Origin of the sequence: Janthinobacterium sp. GW456P, assembly GCF_002127655.1 — a bacterium.
Taxonomy (GTDB): domain Bacteria; phylum Pseudomonadota; class Gammaproteobacteria; order Burkholderiales; family Burkholderiaceae_D; genus Janthinobacterium.
The window spans coordinates 1-13867 of record NZ_NEHB01000001.1 but is presented as its reverse complement, the minus strand read 5'-3'; the positions used below and the strand labels follow the sequence as shown (position 1 = coordinate 13867).

Sequence of the window (13867 nt, the reverse complement as noted above, 5' to 3'; positions counted from 1 at the left end):
GCGCCCCGCCCTTGATGAAAAAGCGGATGCCCTCGCCGGCATCCGCTTTTTTTTCGTTCAGGCCGCCTGCGGAAAACGCACCGTCACCTGCAAGCCCCGCCCCGCCTCGCCGTCGGCCAGCGCGATATCGGCCTGGTGGTGTTCGGCGATGTGGCGCACGATGGACAGGCCCAGGCCGCAGCCCCAGGCAGCGTTGCCGTCGGGACGGAAGAAGCGGTCGAACAGCCGTGCATGGTGCTGGCTGGGCACGCCGGGGCCGTTGTCGGAGACGCGCAGTAGCGGCCTGCCCTCTTCCAGCGCCGCTTGCAAATCGACCCGGCCGCCCTGCTGCGTGTAGCGCAAGGCGTTGTCGATCAGGTTATTCAGCAAGACCTGCAAGCCGTCGGGATCGGCCTGCACCAGCACCGGGGCCGGCAGTGTTTCCACCACGCCCAGGTCGATCGCGCGGCTGTCGGCCAGCGCGCTGTGGTCGGCCACGGCCGCTTCCAGCAACTGTCCCAGGTCCACCGTGCGCAGCTGGCTGGAAGTGAGCGCCGTTTCGTGGCGCGCCAGGCTGAGCAATTGCCGCACCAGGTGCGTGCTGCGGTCCAGCCGTTCATGCAGCCGCGCCAGCGCCACGCGGCGCTCGGCCTCGCTGACGGCCCGCTCGGCCACCTGCAGCTGCAGTTTCAGCGCCGTCAGCGGCGAGCGCAATTCATGCGCGGCGTCGGCGACAAAGGTGCGCTGCGCCGTCAGCGCCGCTTCGAACTGCCCCATCAAACTATTGAGCGCCAGCGCCACGGGCCGCAGTTCGGGCGGCATGTCGTCGGCCGCCAGCGGCGTCAGGGCATCGGGCGAACGGCCCGCCACGGATTCGGCCAGCCGGTGCAGCGGCGCCAGCGCGCGCCCCACGACGACGACGATCAGCAGCGCCAGGATCAGCGCGAACACCAGCAGGGGCGCGCCCGCGCGCATGGTCATCTGCCAGGCCAGCTGGTCGCGCACGGCCTGCGCCTGCGCCACCTGCACGTAGCGGCCGCGCCGCGTCTCGCCGTACAGGCGCCAGTCCTCGCCGTGCACCGTGACATCGGCAAAGCCGGCCAGCGCATAACGCGGCAATGCCGGCTGGCCCTGCAGGATGGGCAATGGCTCGCCCTCCTCGTCCCACGCCTGCAGCACGAACGCTTCTTCCGGCTCCTGCGCGGCGGCCAGGCCCGTCTGCGGCTCGAACTCGTCGGGCAAGGCCACGGCCAGCTGGCGCAGCTGCAAGTCGGCCAGCTCATTGGTTTCTTCCAGCAGCGAACGGAACAGTGAAATGCCGGCGCCGAGCACGCACAGCAAGGTGGCGGCCAGCAAACCGAGCAGCAATTGACGGCGGATGGTCAGCAAGATGCCACCCGCATCTTGTAGCCCACGCCGCGCACGGTCTGGATGGCGTCCGTGCCCAGCTTCTTGCGCAGCTGGTAGACATACACGTCGACGGTATTGCTTTCCACTTCGCAATCCCAGCCGTACAGCTTCTCGCTCAGCTGACGCTTCGACACCACCTTGCCCGGATGGTCGAGCAAGGCGCGCAGCACGGAAAACTCGCGCGGCGGCAGCTTGATCTGCTCGCCCTCGTACGTGACGTCGTGGCTGGCCAGGTCGAGGATCAGCGCGCCATGCTCGATGACGGAACGCGTGCGGCTGACCCGGCGCCGCAGCAGTGCGCGGATGCGCGCCAGCAGCTCGTCGAGGTCGAAGGGCTTGACCAGGTAATCGTCGGCGCCGCTGTCGAGTCCTGCCACGCGGGCCGGCGTGCCGTCGCGCGCCGTGATGATCAGCACGGGCAGTTCGGCGCCGCGCGCGCGCATGGCGCGCAGCACCTCCATGCCCTCCTTGCCGGGCAAGCCCAGGTCCAACAGCATCAAATCGTAGGCGAAACCGGCCAGCGCCAGCTCCGCATCGTGGCCGTCGCGCACCCAGTCCACGGCATAGCACTCGCCGCGCAAGCCCTCGACCAGGCTTTCCCCGATCATCGGATCGTCTTCCACCAGCAACACGCGCACCTGGGCCCCTCGCAATCTTGAAAATACCGCTATCTTAACGTGGCTGGGGGAAGTGGGCTTGCGCCAGTCGAAGTCTCACAGGCCCCGCTTGCGGCTCAAGGCAACGTTTCTTGCGATGACCATGGCCGGCAGCGTGGACTACTGCATGTCCGGGGCGGCATCGCGCACGTCGGTGGCAATGATGATTGACGATCGTAGACGAATGGTTAGGCGCTGCCAGGCATGCCTTTCGACACTGGCCTGGCAGGCCTGCGACAGGCCCTGGCGGATGCAGGGCCTGTGCGGGTGCAGCGGGATGCTTACTGCGCCAGGTAGCGTTCCGAACGTGGGCCGTACAGCAAGCCGTTCGGCACGCCGGCCGACAGCAGGCGCGCATTCGCCGTGCCGGCGATAGGATGGCTGGCATCGGTGCTGGTGTTAATGATCTGCTTGACAGCCGCCGTCACCAGGGCGCCGATCAGGCCGCCGCCACCGCTGTTATTGCCTTCGTTGCTGGAAGCGCTGGCCGCGCCCTGCCACAGCAAGGCACCCGTCTTCAGGTCGACCAGCTTGGCATCGACCGCCACCACCGTCACGCTGTCGATCACGGAATACGTCGTGCCGTACTTGGAAATCGTCACGTACAGGCCCGCATCGGCGCCAAAGATCTCGTTGAGCTTCTTGGCATCGACGCCGTGGATATCGGCCGCGTTCGTCAAGCCGTTCTGCTTGAAGGTTTCACCGACCACAGCCACCGGCAGCACGTAGTAGCCCGCTTCGGCCAGCGGATAGGTCACTTGCGCGTAGACGCTGTTGCCGGCATTGACTTCCGGCGAGTTGTTCAATGGCGGCAAGACCACAATCGAACGGGGCTTGGCGGCCTTGAAGGCCGTATAGTCATACGCGGCCTGCTTGGTGGCGCAACCGACCATGAAGATGGCGGGACCCAGGCACAGAGCCATTTTCAACATGCGCGACATCATAATTTCTCGCCTTTTTTCAATTTACCCAACAGGAAGTCCATGTACGGCGTCGATTCCGGGAACAGTTTTTTCTCATCCTCGAACTGCGCGGCGACCTGCTCCGGCTTGCCGGCGATCGAGTACAGCATGCCCAGGTGGGCATGGAAGCCCGGCGGCGCATGATTGCCCTTGGCAGCGATCACTTGCAAGTCTTTTTCCATGGCGGCGATCTGCTGCTCCGGGCTTTCGCCCTTCAGGTATTCGTACACTTGCGGCTGGTAGCCTTCCCATTGGTACAGGGTTTTCGATTGCGTGGCGCAACCGGTCAGGGCGGCACAGGCGAGCATGGCCAGCAGGGCTGCGCCCTTGTTCATCATTGTTGTCATGGGATACCTTATTGTTTGCGCAATGCGCCCGCTTCGACGCCAGCCACCAGGCGCTCGACCGCTTCGCGCATGGCCAGGTCCAGGACTTTGCCGTTGAGGGTGGCGTCATAGCTGGCGGTGCCGCCAAAACCCAGCACTTCGCGGTTCGACAGGCTGTATTCGCCGGCGCCGCCGGCCGAGTACACGACTTCAGACGTAGCGATATTGACGACATTCAAGGTGACCTTGGCATACGCCACTTGTGTCTTGCCACGGCCCATGATGCCGAACAATTGCTTGTCGCCCACTTCCTTGCGGCCGAATTCGGTCACGTCGCCCGTGACGACAAAGTCCGCGCCCTTGATGTTCTGGCCCTGCTTCTTGAAGTCAGCTTCCTGCTTGAGCTCGGCCATATTGTCGCGGTCGAGGACGTTGAAGCGGTTGGATGTTTGCAGGTGTGCAATCAGAATTGTCTTCGACTGGCTGCCCAGACGATCGACACCATCGGAAAAGATGCCACGCATGAAGTTGGAGCGGTTGTCGAACTTGCCGACAGCGATCAGCGTGCGTGGACCGACGTAAGGTCGGGCCGCGCTGGCGACTGTGGGAACAGCCAGGGCTTGCGACGATTCGGAAGCGCAGCCAGCCAACGCCGCACCAATCAGCGCTGCAATCAACAACGCGCCAGGTTTATTCTTGTTCATAGTGCCCTTAAGATATGGAGGATCAGGAGCAACCCGCAAAATTGAATTTTGGCAAGTTAATTTCCTAATTGCAATTATATGGGATTGCATGTCTCACAATTCTCTCCAAAAGTAACGGTGGCAAAGATTGCATTGTTGTTTGCCACAGCCGGGCGCAGCCATGCTTGACTTCCCGTGTCCGATTCATTAACTTGACAGTAAAAAAGCGTGTAGCCAGCGCCGTATGCCACTGTCCCGCACAGACCTGTCCGCCGACCAGCCCCGCCCGGCGCCCACTCCACCGCACGCTTTCACCTGGATGTATCTCAAGGCCATGCCGACCCACGATCCTTCCCCGTCCCATCCGCTGGCCACGGCCCTGGCGCTGTCGCTGGGCGCCGCCATCGCCCTGGGCCTGTCGCGCTTTTCCTATGGCTTGCTGCTGCCGCCCATGCGTGGCGAACTGGGCTGGTCCTACCTGCTGGCCGGGGCCATGAACACCTTCAATGCGCTCGGCTATTTTCTCGGTGCCCTGGCCACGCCGGCGCTGATGCGCCGCCTGGGCGTGTGGCGCTTGCTGATCGCCGGTTCCCTGCTGGCCAGCGTCTTCATGCTGATGTCGGGCCTGGTCAGCGATACGACCGCCCTGTTCCTGCAGCGCGTGTGCGCGGGCGTGGCCAGCGCCTTCATCTTCATCGCCGGCGGCGTGCTGGCGGCGCGGCTCGGTTCCATGCACAGCCAGCGCGCCGGCTTCTACATCGGCCTGTATTACGGCGGCACGGGCTTCGGCATCGCGCTGTCGGCCCTGCTGGTGCCGGCCGCATTGGCCGCCGCGCAAGACCACGGCGCCGCGCATGCCTGGCAATGGCCATGGCTGGCCTTGGGCATCGCCTGCCTGGCCGCCACCGCCCTCATGGCCCTGCCTGCGAAGGCGATCGGCGAAGCGCCGCGCGCCCTCGACACGCCACGGCCCTTCGCCTGGCGCGATTTCGCTCCCAGCCTGGCCGGCTACTTCATGTTCGGCGTCGGCTACATCGGCTACATGACCTTCGTCATCGCCCTGCTCAAGCAGCAAGGCATGAGCGCCAACTTGATCACCGTGTTCTACACGGTATTGGGGCTGGCGGTGGTGGCCTCGTCGCGCATCTGGGCGCGCATGCTCGACCGCTACAGGGGCGGCGAATCGCTGTCGATATTAAATGGCGTGCTGGGCACAGCCACCATCCTGCCCGCGCTGACCAGCTTTGTGCCCGTCGTATTTCTCTCCGGCCTGGTCTTTGGCGCCGTGTTCCTGTCGGTGGTGGCGTCGACCACGGCGCTCGTGCGGCATAATTTGCCGCAGCAATCGTGGACGGCCGGCATCAGCGCCTACACGACCGTGTTCGCGCTGGGCCAGATCGTCGGCCCCGTCGTGGTCGGCTGGATCGCCGACGGCCCGGCCGGACTGGAGCGGGGCTTGATCGCCTCGGCCATCGCCCTGTTCATCGGCGCGGCATTGGCATCGCGGCAAAAAGCGCTGGCGGCGGGTTCGTGAGTGGCTGTCTTCAACTGCCGCCCTTATTGCGGTTTGGCATACCTTGCGACGCCGGTGACATCGAACAGGACACAACGCTGGTCTCCAACGACCCAGGCGTCATGCCCGGGCGGCATATAGAAGACGTCGCCCGGCCCATATTCCATCTCAGCGCCATCATTCATCCTTACCACCATCCGCCCCTCGAGGACCATGCCGGTATGGGCAGCCTGGCACGAATCGGTTCCCGCTAGCGGTTTGACGTGCAGGCTCCAGCGCCAGCCAGGCTCGAATTCGCCGCGCCCCATGGTCTGCCCGCCTAGCGTAAAAACACCCATCCGGCCCGCTCCGTCCTTGAATGGGCGCACTTCGTCCGGCTTGTCCAAGGATTTCTTTTCTAACATTGCACTCATGACCCGTCCCTCCTTTTGACTTTCTGGAAATATTAAATTTCCGTATCGGAATCCCACGACTCTGCACACGCAATCGGCTCCGATATAAAAATAACATGTATTTTCCAATATAGTTTAATAGTGGACATTTTCAAGCAGAGCACCGAGAAGCCGAACCGATATAATTGAACCTGCCCAATTTCAAATTTCGCCACCGCTTTCAAGCGCACGAAAAATAAATAGCCATCGCCCGGTGACTGGTGACAAGGTCCGTCAGGCGGAGATGGATGGGCTGCAACTGCGGTGTGCCAAGCTATCCACACGGGACAACGGCCTAGCCGGCATCATTGTTCAACTTGCCAGGATTCTCCGGCGTCTACGAGATAAAAATGCAAGATCATAGTCACAAGACAACAGCAATCCCTCATCGTCAGATCAGGGCTTCCTACGACGAAGCAACCATACGCGTCTATCAAGCCTATTCCGATGTGATCGCGGAGGCGGCCCTGGCGAATGGCACATTCACCTCGCCGCCATTTAAGATGGAACGCATGACCTGGATTAAGCCATCTTTTTTATGGATGATGTATCGCGCTGGATGGGGGTTCAAAGACGTCGGGCAGAAACGTATTCTGGCGATCGATATCAGCAGATCAGGATTTGAATGGGCACTGGAGCACGGCTGCCTGAGCCACGCAGACGCGTCCATCAGCAAGGATGAATGGACAGAGAGAAAAGAAGCATCACCCGTACGCATCCAATGGGATCCGGAACGGGATCTGCTGTTGCAGCCGCAACTACACAGAGCCATTCAGATTGGCCTCGGCAAAGAAGCCGTTGAGCTTTATGTACAGAAATGGATTACAAGGATAGAGGACGTGACGCCACTGGCCCACGCCATTCACGGATTGCTTATTCAAGAGAAGTCAGAGGAAGCCAGGCACCTGCTGCCGAAAGAGAGACCGTACTCGTCAGCATTCCATCAGTCCTGAGCGCCGGCAGTAGCTAGATGCTGATTGCGCCGACAGGGATGAGGATCGTCTATGCATCGCGGACCTGACTGCGGTTTTCCGTCATCGGCGCCGCGCCGGCCTGGCGGAAAATGCGTTTGCGCCGACCGCATAGTAGACTAAAGGCATAGCCCACCTTCGCGGAAAGAACACCATGACTACCGATGCCCGAAAACTCCCGCCAGCGATGGATGCCGAAACATTGGAATTCATCCGGGGCCTGTTTGCCTTGGTGCGCGAAGGCGATACGCTGCAACTGGGCGCCATGGTCGCCCAGGGCGTCCCGGTCAACTTCCGCAACGAAAAAGGCGACAGCCTGATCATGCTGGCCAGCTACCATGGCCACCTGGAAACGTCTCGCCTGCTGCTCGAAGCGGGCGCCGACGCCAACGTGCCCAACGACCAGGGCCAGACGCCGCTGGCCGGCGTGGCCTACAAGGGCTACCAGGACATCGCCGAATTGCTGCTCCAGCACGGCGCCAGCGTGGACGGCGCCAGCCCGGACGGCAAGACACCGTTGATGATGGCCGCCATGTTCAACCGCCTCGCCATCCTCGACCTGCTGCTGCAACACGGCGCCCGCATCGATGCCGTGGACAGCCGCGGCATGACCGCCGTCAAGCTGGCCAGGAGCATGAATGGGCAGGACACCCTGGCACGCCTGACGAGCCTAGGCCAGACGGCATAGCCGACGCCGACATCACCGGCCGTTTTGCAAGCGCCACCAACAAAAAAGCCCCTGAAAAATCAGGGGCTTGGCTGTTTCATTGACCCGGCATTACCTTACGGTACCGGACGGGAGATTATTCCACTCGATGATCAATGAGGTGGCTAATCGTTTGATTTTTCAGTGTTTTCCAAACCATTCAGTTACTGATACCCTCAAAAATACCCTCACCTGCAAAATCCGCTATTGCCGGTTTGTCGCGGCTGGGATAGGAGACACCAGTCCGCTTGCTCGCACTTGTTATCCGATTCTTCTGGGCGACAACGCATTCATTTCAGCACAGCAGCAATCGAAGCGCTCCGATGAATTTAAGGATACGCCGATCTTCAGAGCCACGCTGTCCCCTGTCACTCGCGTAATATCACGCCCGCTATAGCGACAAAGACGAAACAATGGGACGCACTTATTTATCTACCGCTTTTACCATGCCCCACATTACCTCCGCTTTTCACGTCTCGAGCTAGACAGTCAGTCGAGCCGTATCAGCATTTAATAAAGGGCAACTTGCTGCAGATCGCAACGGTCAAGGCTGAGATCGTGTACGAATGGCGGACCTGACCCTTGCTCCTACTTAGCTAACGACAACAATCAACCTCACAAACATATGGCCCGACCACTTTCTACGGCCTATACCATGTTCCACACTGCCGCCGCTTTTCACGTATCGAGCAAAACAGTTAGTCGAGCTGTCTCGGTATTTACTAAAGCACAACTTGCCGCAGATCGAGACGGCCAAGGCTGAGATCGTGTACAAATGCCGGACATGACCCCGCCCCAATATTGATTTTGTCTACACCCTCTAAGTAACCGCTCCATCCGCTTTTCCTTCAATGTCCCGCAACTTATAAATTTCGTCATAAGGCAGCGAATGAAATTCAATGCTTGATGGCTCTTCCCCTGCAACCTTCAAGACATCTGCAAGCCGCGCAAACGATTCGCGAGGGCCATAAAGATCAATATCTGATACCGGCACCTCACGATTGACTAACTGACCGCTGAACAATCGCTGAGCAGATCGTAGTTCCAATTCTAGCCAACAATCTTTAATCTTCGCAAAAAGATCAGTTACATCACCTCGGATTGATTCCAAGTCGATGCTAATTCTCCCCCAGTCAGGATTGCCAATTATACGATCGGTTCCAGAGTCGTCTTCTGAAAAAATTCCGCCACAATTTCCACATATATTTTCACCCTGCGGGATTGTTGCCCCGCACATCTCGCAATGCCTCATTCTGGCCCCATATGGTAAGTTCGCATGTTTTTATAAATAGTACGCAGGTAATCATAGGTCTTAGTTCCGCCCCAGATCTGAGGGTCGTAGAAATATGCCCTCCCATCTGGCAAGACTTGGGGATGGTGGGGATGGGGTCAGGTCCGGTATTCAGACACGGCCTCAGCCGTGCCATTGTCCAAACCATTGCGCAATTTCAGTGCCAATGTGTACGGCTCAAATATCCTCTACCACATGACGCGACCACTACGACTTGAGTTCGCCGGTGCTCTCTACCACGTTACTTCGCGCGGCGACCGGCGTCGTGCCATTTACCGGGACGATACTGATCGCCTTGCCTGGCAAAAAGTGCTTGCCTTGGTATGCGAGCGGCACCATTTTGTCGTGCATAGCTTTTGCCAAATGGGCAACCATTATCATCTGCTCGTTGAAACGGTCGAGGCAAATCTGTCACAGGGCATGCGTCAACTGAACGGCTTATATACCCAGCATTTCAATCGGCGCCACAAGCTTGTCGGGCACGTCTTGCAAGGTCGTTACAAAGCTATTTTGGTGCAGAAAGAAAACTATCTGTTGGAATTGGCCCGCCACATCGTCTTGAATCCAGTCCGGGCGCACATGGTGGCATCACCCGATGACTGGTACTGGAGCAGCCATCACTACGTTTTGAACAATGTAGTGCCTCCATGCTGGTTGACGCGGGACTGGCTCTTGAGCCAGTTTGGCGCCACACGCGACGAGGCGGTCGCCAACTATGCTCGGTTTGTCGCGGCCGGTATGGGTGAAACCAGTCCGCTCGCCCACACCTGCCACCAACTGTTACTCGGCGATGACGCCTTCGTTTCGACACATCAGCAATCGCAACGCTCCAATGCATTTAAGTATGCGCCAAGGCAGCAACGCCGCGCAGCAACACTGTCACTCGCGCAATATCAGGCCCGCTATAGCGACAGAGACGAGGCCATGGCACGCGCCTATCTGTCAACCGCTTTTACCATGCCCCATATCGCCGCCGCTTTTCACGTCTCAAGCAGGACAGTTAGTCGAGCCGTATCGGCATTTAATAAAGCGCACCTTGCTGTAGATCGAGACGGCAAAGGTTGAGACCGTGCACGAAAGGCGGACCTGCCCCGCCCCTCTTGGCCCCGTTTCCAATCTGCTCAACAGCCTGACGGGCGTTTCCAGCCGCATGATTCGGAAGAAGAACTATCCGAGCATCCGCAAGACATTTTTTTTGCGCACTATGACCACCTTCCTAATTGCCTGCAACTGCGGCGGTGGGCCTATTATCGCTATCCGGCAGTACATCGAGTAGCACATGACGCAGCACTAGACACCAACAGGACCGCTGGGCCGTTCGCGTTCTTCCCCTCCTTGACGAACGAAGTTTGCTGCGTAACCGATCAGACCATTCACGATCCATCGCAGTATGTCATTGTCATAAATTTCAAGTGACAGGCGAATACCTCTCTCTTTTCACTGTAACGTCACGACGAGTTTTTATATTCACTGACATTCCTTTATGGTCCTTGCACTATAAAATAGATCTATAGTATTCGTCCCCTGTCCTTGATGCATGCTCTGTCCCTCTTTGATCTCCAATTTTACTCCTTTTTTGCAAAAAATGTTATTTGGACGTTTTTCCCATCCTAGCAAAAGAAGCGTATTAATATTATTTTGCAGTAAAGCCGCACTCCACCCCTCATCTTTGAATGTTAAAAAATACGTTGCGGAATCTCTCTGCGACCTTGGTTTTCTAGCAATGACATTGCCTCCATTTTTTAATATTTCATTGACGTCACTTTCCATAAATATCATTTTTTCATGACCACTTATTTCAGTTCTATTTTTAATTAATGAAAAAACGAAAACAACAAATATAATGAAGAAAAATGTTAAGTGTATTTTTTCTTTAATTTCAATACTCATATTTATAAAATTTCCAAATGGATTGATTCTGGCATTGCCGATTATTTTTTATGGGGCCTGATCCTCCTACGTTGACATTAATTGATGGGGCCGGTAATTTTGATATACCACCGAATCCGATACCTACTTCGTTCGCCGTTTCCCCACCTACTGCATGATTAATTCCTAGACATACTCCGTAAGTACAAGCACTTAATCCTGCTGATGCTCCATTCATAAAACTATCGGCACTTTTTGCTTTATCGTCACGGCTTCTAGGATTGCCGGTAATTCGAGGCTCCCTAAAGATAGACTTAACATTCTAAGCCTCGGTTAAGTTATCTAAAATTTCCATTTCAAGGAACTCATCGGAATTTAAAATATGCAAATCATATTTATCAACATAAAGAAATAAACCAGGTGGAGTAAACCCTTCCCGTGCCATTTTTTCTGACCATCGAACAAACCCAGCAGCCCTAACAGACAATGTTCCACTTAATGGCGTGCGCTCCATTGTCGAGAAATCATAACCGGGAAAATCATTTATCTTTTCAATAAAACCATTCTCCGCAATCTTCATTAATGATGATGCATTAACTTCATTTCTTATTTCAGCCTTAGTAACATATGCGGATACTTCATTTTTTTTAAGACATTTTGCAAGCCAAATCATCTTAATCACATCAGAATCCAATTTCATATACCCCTGACACTTTCCGATAAATTTATTTGGAAATTTTTTCACCGCAGGATCGGGACGTAAAAATAATTTATGCTTACCATCACAAAAATCGACTTCGTCATTCAAAAAAATATCATAATTCATTTTAATTCCCATCAAATGTTACAGTCTGACGCCCAGCGCCAGGCGGAACGGCAAACCTTGCTTCCACTGGATCTGCAAGTCGCTCTCGCCCGGCTTGGCGTTGCCGCCCTCGGCCGGCATGATCTGGATATCGGCTTCGGCCGTCGGCACGCGCTTGAAGTTTTCCAGCGCCTGCTCCGTATCGCGCACATTGAGCAAGTCGCCCGGCCGCGCCGGCACGGCGTTCCACCAGGTGGCGCGAGGATTCGTACCGGACGCGAAACCGATCTGGCGGATGCGCCCCGGTATCAAGGTCAGGGTTAAGGTACCCTTGCTTAAATCCTGCGGCTCGGCCAGCACGCGCGTGGTGACGTAGCCGCGCGCGATGATGGCGTTTTGCATCCGCCCCATCAGCGCATTGATGGCCTGCGTGCCCAGGCAGCGCCCCAGCGGAGAATCAGGCGCGCCCAGTTCGTCGCGACTGGTCGCATCCAATGCCCACTGGAACTGCGCGGCGCCCTCACCCCGCAATTGCAGATGGTCGATGGTAAAGCATGGCGATTCGCCCGTCGGCAGGCGGTTGGCGGAAGCGGCCGCGGGCACCTCGAGCAGGCGCACGTCGGGCTGGCGCTCCTGCTGCTGGCGCAGGAGGCGCTCGCGTTCTTGCTGGCGTATCAATTCTTGGCTGGCATCGTCGCGCTGGCTGGTGCCAGGCGTAGTGGGAAGGGGCGGCGCGATTTCGGGACGGGTCTGCGCGGACACGGCGGCACAGAGCGTGCCGCTAAACAAAAACACACCGCACCATGGCGTCAAACGCAGGTGCATATTGTTGCCTTAAGTAATTATTTACGTAAGGAAATTATAAAATAATTATTTCTACGTGGCAACTATATTTATTTTTTTGAGAACTTTGACTGTTTAGTAACCGCATCTCAACTCTCACATTACCACTAGTAAAACAGGAGAGCGGCATTCTGTCATCAGATCAGGCGCTGGCAGCCCGATACGGATATGTCCAGTCCTAAAATAGGTTGACAGTATTTATTGCTGTAAAAACGCCCGATGCACCGCATCGGGCGTTTTGTATTTCAGCGCCGTATGCGGCCGTTCCTGGTTATAGATCCGCACCGATTGCGCCACCATTTTGCTCGCCTGTTTCGTTTCAGGTCGGCAGGTCGATTCAGCAGGAACTCGCCTTTCAGAATGCCGTTGATGCGTTCGGCCAGCGCATTCTGATAGCAGTCGTAGCCGTCGGTCATGGAGCAAGTCAGTCCATAACGACGATGAATTTCCTGATAGTAAGTAGAGCAATACTGGATGCCCCTGTCTGAATGATGGATCAGCGGCGTCTTGCGCTGTCGTGCTCGCAGGGCCATCTTCAAGGCCTCGCTGACCTCTTCGGTTTGCAGRCTTGCGTGCACGTGATAGCCCACGATCTTGCGCGAATACGCATCCGTTACCAAGCTCAGATAGACGAATTTTCCGGCWGTCGGGAGGTATGTGATATCGGCTACCCACACCTGCTCCGGCCGCGTGGCGCGCACTTGTCCCGGCCCCTCCTTGAGCAAGTTGGGATGGCGTCGGAAGCGATGATGGCTATTCGTGGTCTTATGATAGGCTCGCTGTGGTTGCACCAGCAGCCGCTCCTGGCGCAAGATGTYAAAGAGTCCATCGCGTCCCAATTTGATTTTTGCACCGGAAAAGGCTGCACCGAGCATGCTGTGCAGCTTGCGCGTGCCGATGCGTGGCTGGCGCAGGCGTATCGGCTGCACCAGCTTGACGACAGTTTGCGCCCTGTCCAGGCAATGTCGCTCGCGCTGACGGCGCTGGTAATACGCTTGGCGGCTGATGCCGACACAGCGGCAGGCCTGTTCGACGCTTAATCCTTCGACTTGCTTGCGCGCGATGACCTGCCCAAAGGCTTTTTTACTGGCACCCCGTATTCGTCACGCAGGACGTCGAGAACCGCCTCGAACAGCGCCGATTTCTGTTTTTCTTCCTTGAGCTGACGCTCCAGCTCCTTGATGCGCTGCTCTGGTGTCAGTGGCTTGGCAGGTGTGTCTGTCATGGTCGCTCTCCGTTGGCTTCGGCMCCTGGGATGCRTCCAATCCTGCAGGCCGTGTTTGCGACACCATACCAAAACTGTCGACCGGCCCTGTATTCCGTAGCGCGTTTGCGCTTGTTTGTACGTCATCTCGCCTTTTTCAACCTGCTCGACAACGCTCAATTTAAAAGCCAGGCTGTAATCTCGCTGACTGCGTCGAA

13 protein-coding genes and 2 pseudogenes are annotated in these 13867 nt (G+C 57.2%); 4 read left to right on the top strand and 11 right to left on the bottom strand.

All coding sequences use genetic code 11. The annotated features are described in order from the left end of the window. Positions 1–57 precede the first annotated feature (57 nt). The 5 genes from CBW66_RS00060 to CBW66_RS00040 form a co-directional block, all read right to left on the bottom strand. The gene (locus CBW66_RS00060; protein WP_086140434.1) at positions 58–1368 is read right to left on the bottom strand and encodes an ATP-binding protein; all 1311 of its coding nucleotides are present in this window, start codon (positions 1366–1368) and stop codon (positions 58–60) included. Beyond that, entirely contained in the window at positions 1362–2027 is a 666-nt protein-coding gene (locus tag CBW66_RS28870) for a response regulator transcription factor (protein WP_086140435.1), read from the bottom strand. Before CBW66_RS28870 ends, CBW66_RS00060 begins: the two co-directional genes overlap by 7 nt. A gap of 299 nt (positions 2028–2326) precedes the next feature. Further along, positions 2327–2938 (bottom strand): DUF799 domain-containing protein, encoded by a 612-nt coding sequence (locus CBW66_RS00050; RefSeq protein ID WP_230492346.1) that lies wholly within the window; start codon positions 2936–2938, stop codon positions 2327–2329. 47 nt (positions 2939–2985) lie between these two features. After that, positions 2986–3345, bottom strand: coding sequence for a DUF4810 domain-containing protein (locus CBW66_RS00045; protein ID WP_205701207.1), 360 nt, complete (start codon positions 3343–3345; stop codon positions 2986–2988). 17 nt (positions 3346–3362) lie between these two features. Then, positions 3363–4037, bottom strand: coding sequence for a CsgG/HfaB family protein (locus CBW66_RS00040; protein ID WP_070288048.1), 675 nt, complete (start codon positions 4035–4037; stop codon positions 3363–3365). Between the two features lie 313 nt (positions 4038–4350). Between CBW66_RS00040 and CBW66_RS00035 the strand changes: the two genes are divergently transcribed. After that, positions 4351–5550, top strand: a complete 1200-nt coding sequence (locus CBW66_RS00035; protein ID WP_086140446.1) for a YbfB/YjiJ family MFS transporter — start codon at positions 4351–4353, stop codon at positions 5548–5550. Between the two features lie 23 nt (positions 5551–5573). Here CBW66_RS00035 and CBW66_RS00030 read toward each other — a convergent pair whose 3' ends face one another. Then, positions 5574–5933: a cupin domain-containing protein gene (locus CBW66_RS00030; protein WP_230492338.1), complete on the bottom strand. Its 360-nt coding sequence runs from the start codon at positions 5931–5933 to the stop codon at positions 5574–5576. Between the two features lie 377 nt (positions 5934–6310). Here CBW66_RS00030 and CBW66_RS00025 point away from each other — a divergent pair, with 377 nt between their 5' ends. Both CBW66_RS00025 and CBW66_RS00020 read left to right on the top strand, forming a co-directional pair. Beyond that, the gene (locus CBW66_RS00025) at positions 6311–6913 is read left to right on the top strand and encodes a DUF4291 domain-containing protein (protein WP_086140438.1); all 603 of its coding nucleotides are present in this window, start codon (positions 6311–6313) and stop codon (positions 6911–6913) included. A gap of 172 nt (positions 6914–7085) precedes the next feature. After that, positions 7086–7619 (top strand): ankyrin repeat domain-containing protein, encoded by a 534-nt coding sequence (locus tag CBW66_RS00020; protein ID WP_086140439.1) that lies wholly within the window; start codon positions 7086–7088, stop codon positions 7617–7619. 838 nt (positions 7620–8457) lie between these two features. Here CBW66_RS00020 and CBW66_RS28315 read toward each other — a convergent pair. After that, positions 8458–8874, bottom strand: coding sequence for a hypothetical protein (locus CBW66_RS28315; RefSeq protein ID WP_139841768.1), 417 nt, complete (start codon positions 8872–8874; stop codon positions 8458–8460). A 183-nt stretch (positions 8875–9057) separates the two neighbouring features. Here CBW66_RS28315 and CBW66_RS00015 point away from each other — a divergent pair, with 183 nt between their 5' ends. Next, positions 9058–9993 (top strand): transposase, encoded by a 936-nt coding sequence (locus CBW66_RS00015; RefSeq protein ID WP_230492337.1) that lies wholly within the window; start codon positions 9058–9060, stop codon positions 9991–9993. Positions 9994–10395: 402 nt separating this feature from the next. Here CBW66_RS00015 and CBW66_RS28310 read toward each other — a convergent pair whose 3' ends face one another. The 4 genes and pseudogenes from CBW66_RS28310 to CBW66_RS00005 form a co-directional block, all read right to left on the bottom strand. Further along, entirely contained in the window at positions 10396–10818 is a 423-nt protein-coding gene (locus tag CBW66_RS28310) for a hypothetical protein (RefSeq protein ID WP_139841769.1), read from the bottom strand. A gap of 301 nt (positions 10819–11119) precedes the next feature. Next, positions 11120–11623, bottom strand: coding sequence for a hypothetical protein (locus CBW66_RS28305; protein WP_139841770.1), 504 nt, complete (start codon positions 11621–11623; stop codon positions 11120–11122). A 39-nt stretch (positions 11624–11662) separates the two neighbouring features. After that, positions 11663–12427 (bottom strand): annotated as a pseudogene (locus CBW66_RS00010) (POTRA domain-containing protein); the annotation flags it as partial. Between the two features lie 216 nt (positions 12428–12643). Continuing rightward, positions 12644–13867 (bottom strand): annotated as a pseudogene (locus tag CBW66_RS00005) (IS3 family transposase); the annotation flags it as partial.

What these genes read in the sequence shown, in the direction of transcription:
- CBW66_RS00050 (WP_230492346.1), bottom strand. Translation starts at nt 2,938, where the DNA reads ATGGTCGGTTGCGCCACCAAGCAGGCCGCGTATGACTATACGGCCTTC.
- CBW66_RS00045 (WP_205701207.1), bottom strand. Translation starts at nt 3,345, where the DNA reads ATGATGAACAAGGGCGCAGCCCTGCTGGCCATGCTCGCCTGTGCCGCC.
- CBW66_RS00040 (WP_070288048.1), bottom strand. Translation starts at nt 4,037, where the DNA reads ATGAACAAGAATAAACCTGGCGCGTTGTTGATTGCAGCGCTGATTGGT.
- CBW66_RS00035 (WP_086140446.1), top strand. Translation starts at nt 4,351, where the DNA reads ATGCCGACCCACGATCCTTCCCCGTCCCATCCGCTGGCCACGGCCCTG.
- CBW66_RS00030 (WP_230492338.1), bottom strand. Translation starts at nt 5,933, where the DNA reads ATGTTAGAAAAGAAATCCTTGGACAAGCCGGACGAAGTGCGCCCATTC.
- CBW66_RS00025 (WP_086140438.1), top strand. Translation starts at nt 6,311, where the DNA reads ATGCAAGATCATAGTCACAAGACAACAGCAATCCCTCATCGTCAGATC.
- CBW66_RS00020 (WP_086140439.1), top strand. Translation starts at nt 7,086, where the DNA reads ATGACTACCGATGCCCGAAAACTCCCGCCAGCGATGGATGCCGAAACA.
- CBW66_RS28315 (WP_139841768.1), bottom strand. Translation starts at nt 8,874, where the DNA reads ATGTGCGGGGCAACAATCCCGCAGGGTGAAAATATATGTGGAAATTGT.
- CBW66_RS28310 (WP_139841769.1), bottom strand. Translation starts at nt 10,818, where the DNA reads ATGAGTATTGAAATTAAAGAAAAAATACACTTAACATTTTTCTTCATT.
- CBW66_RS28305 (WP_139841770.1), bottom strand. Translation starts at nt 11,623, where the DNA reads ATGAATTATGATATTTTTTTGAATGACGAAGTCGATTTTTGTGATGGT.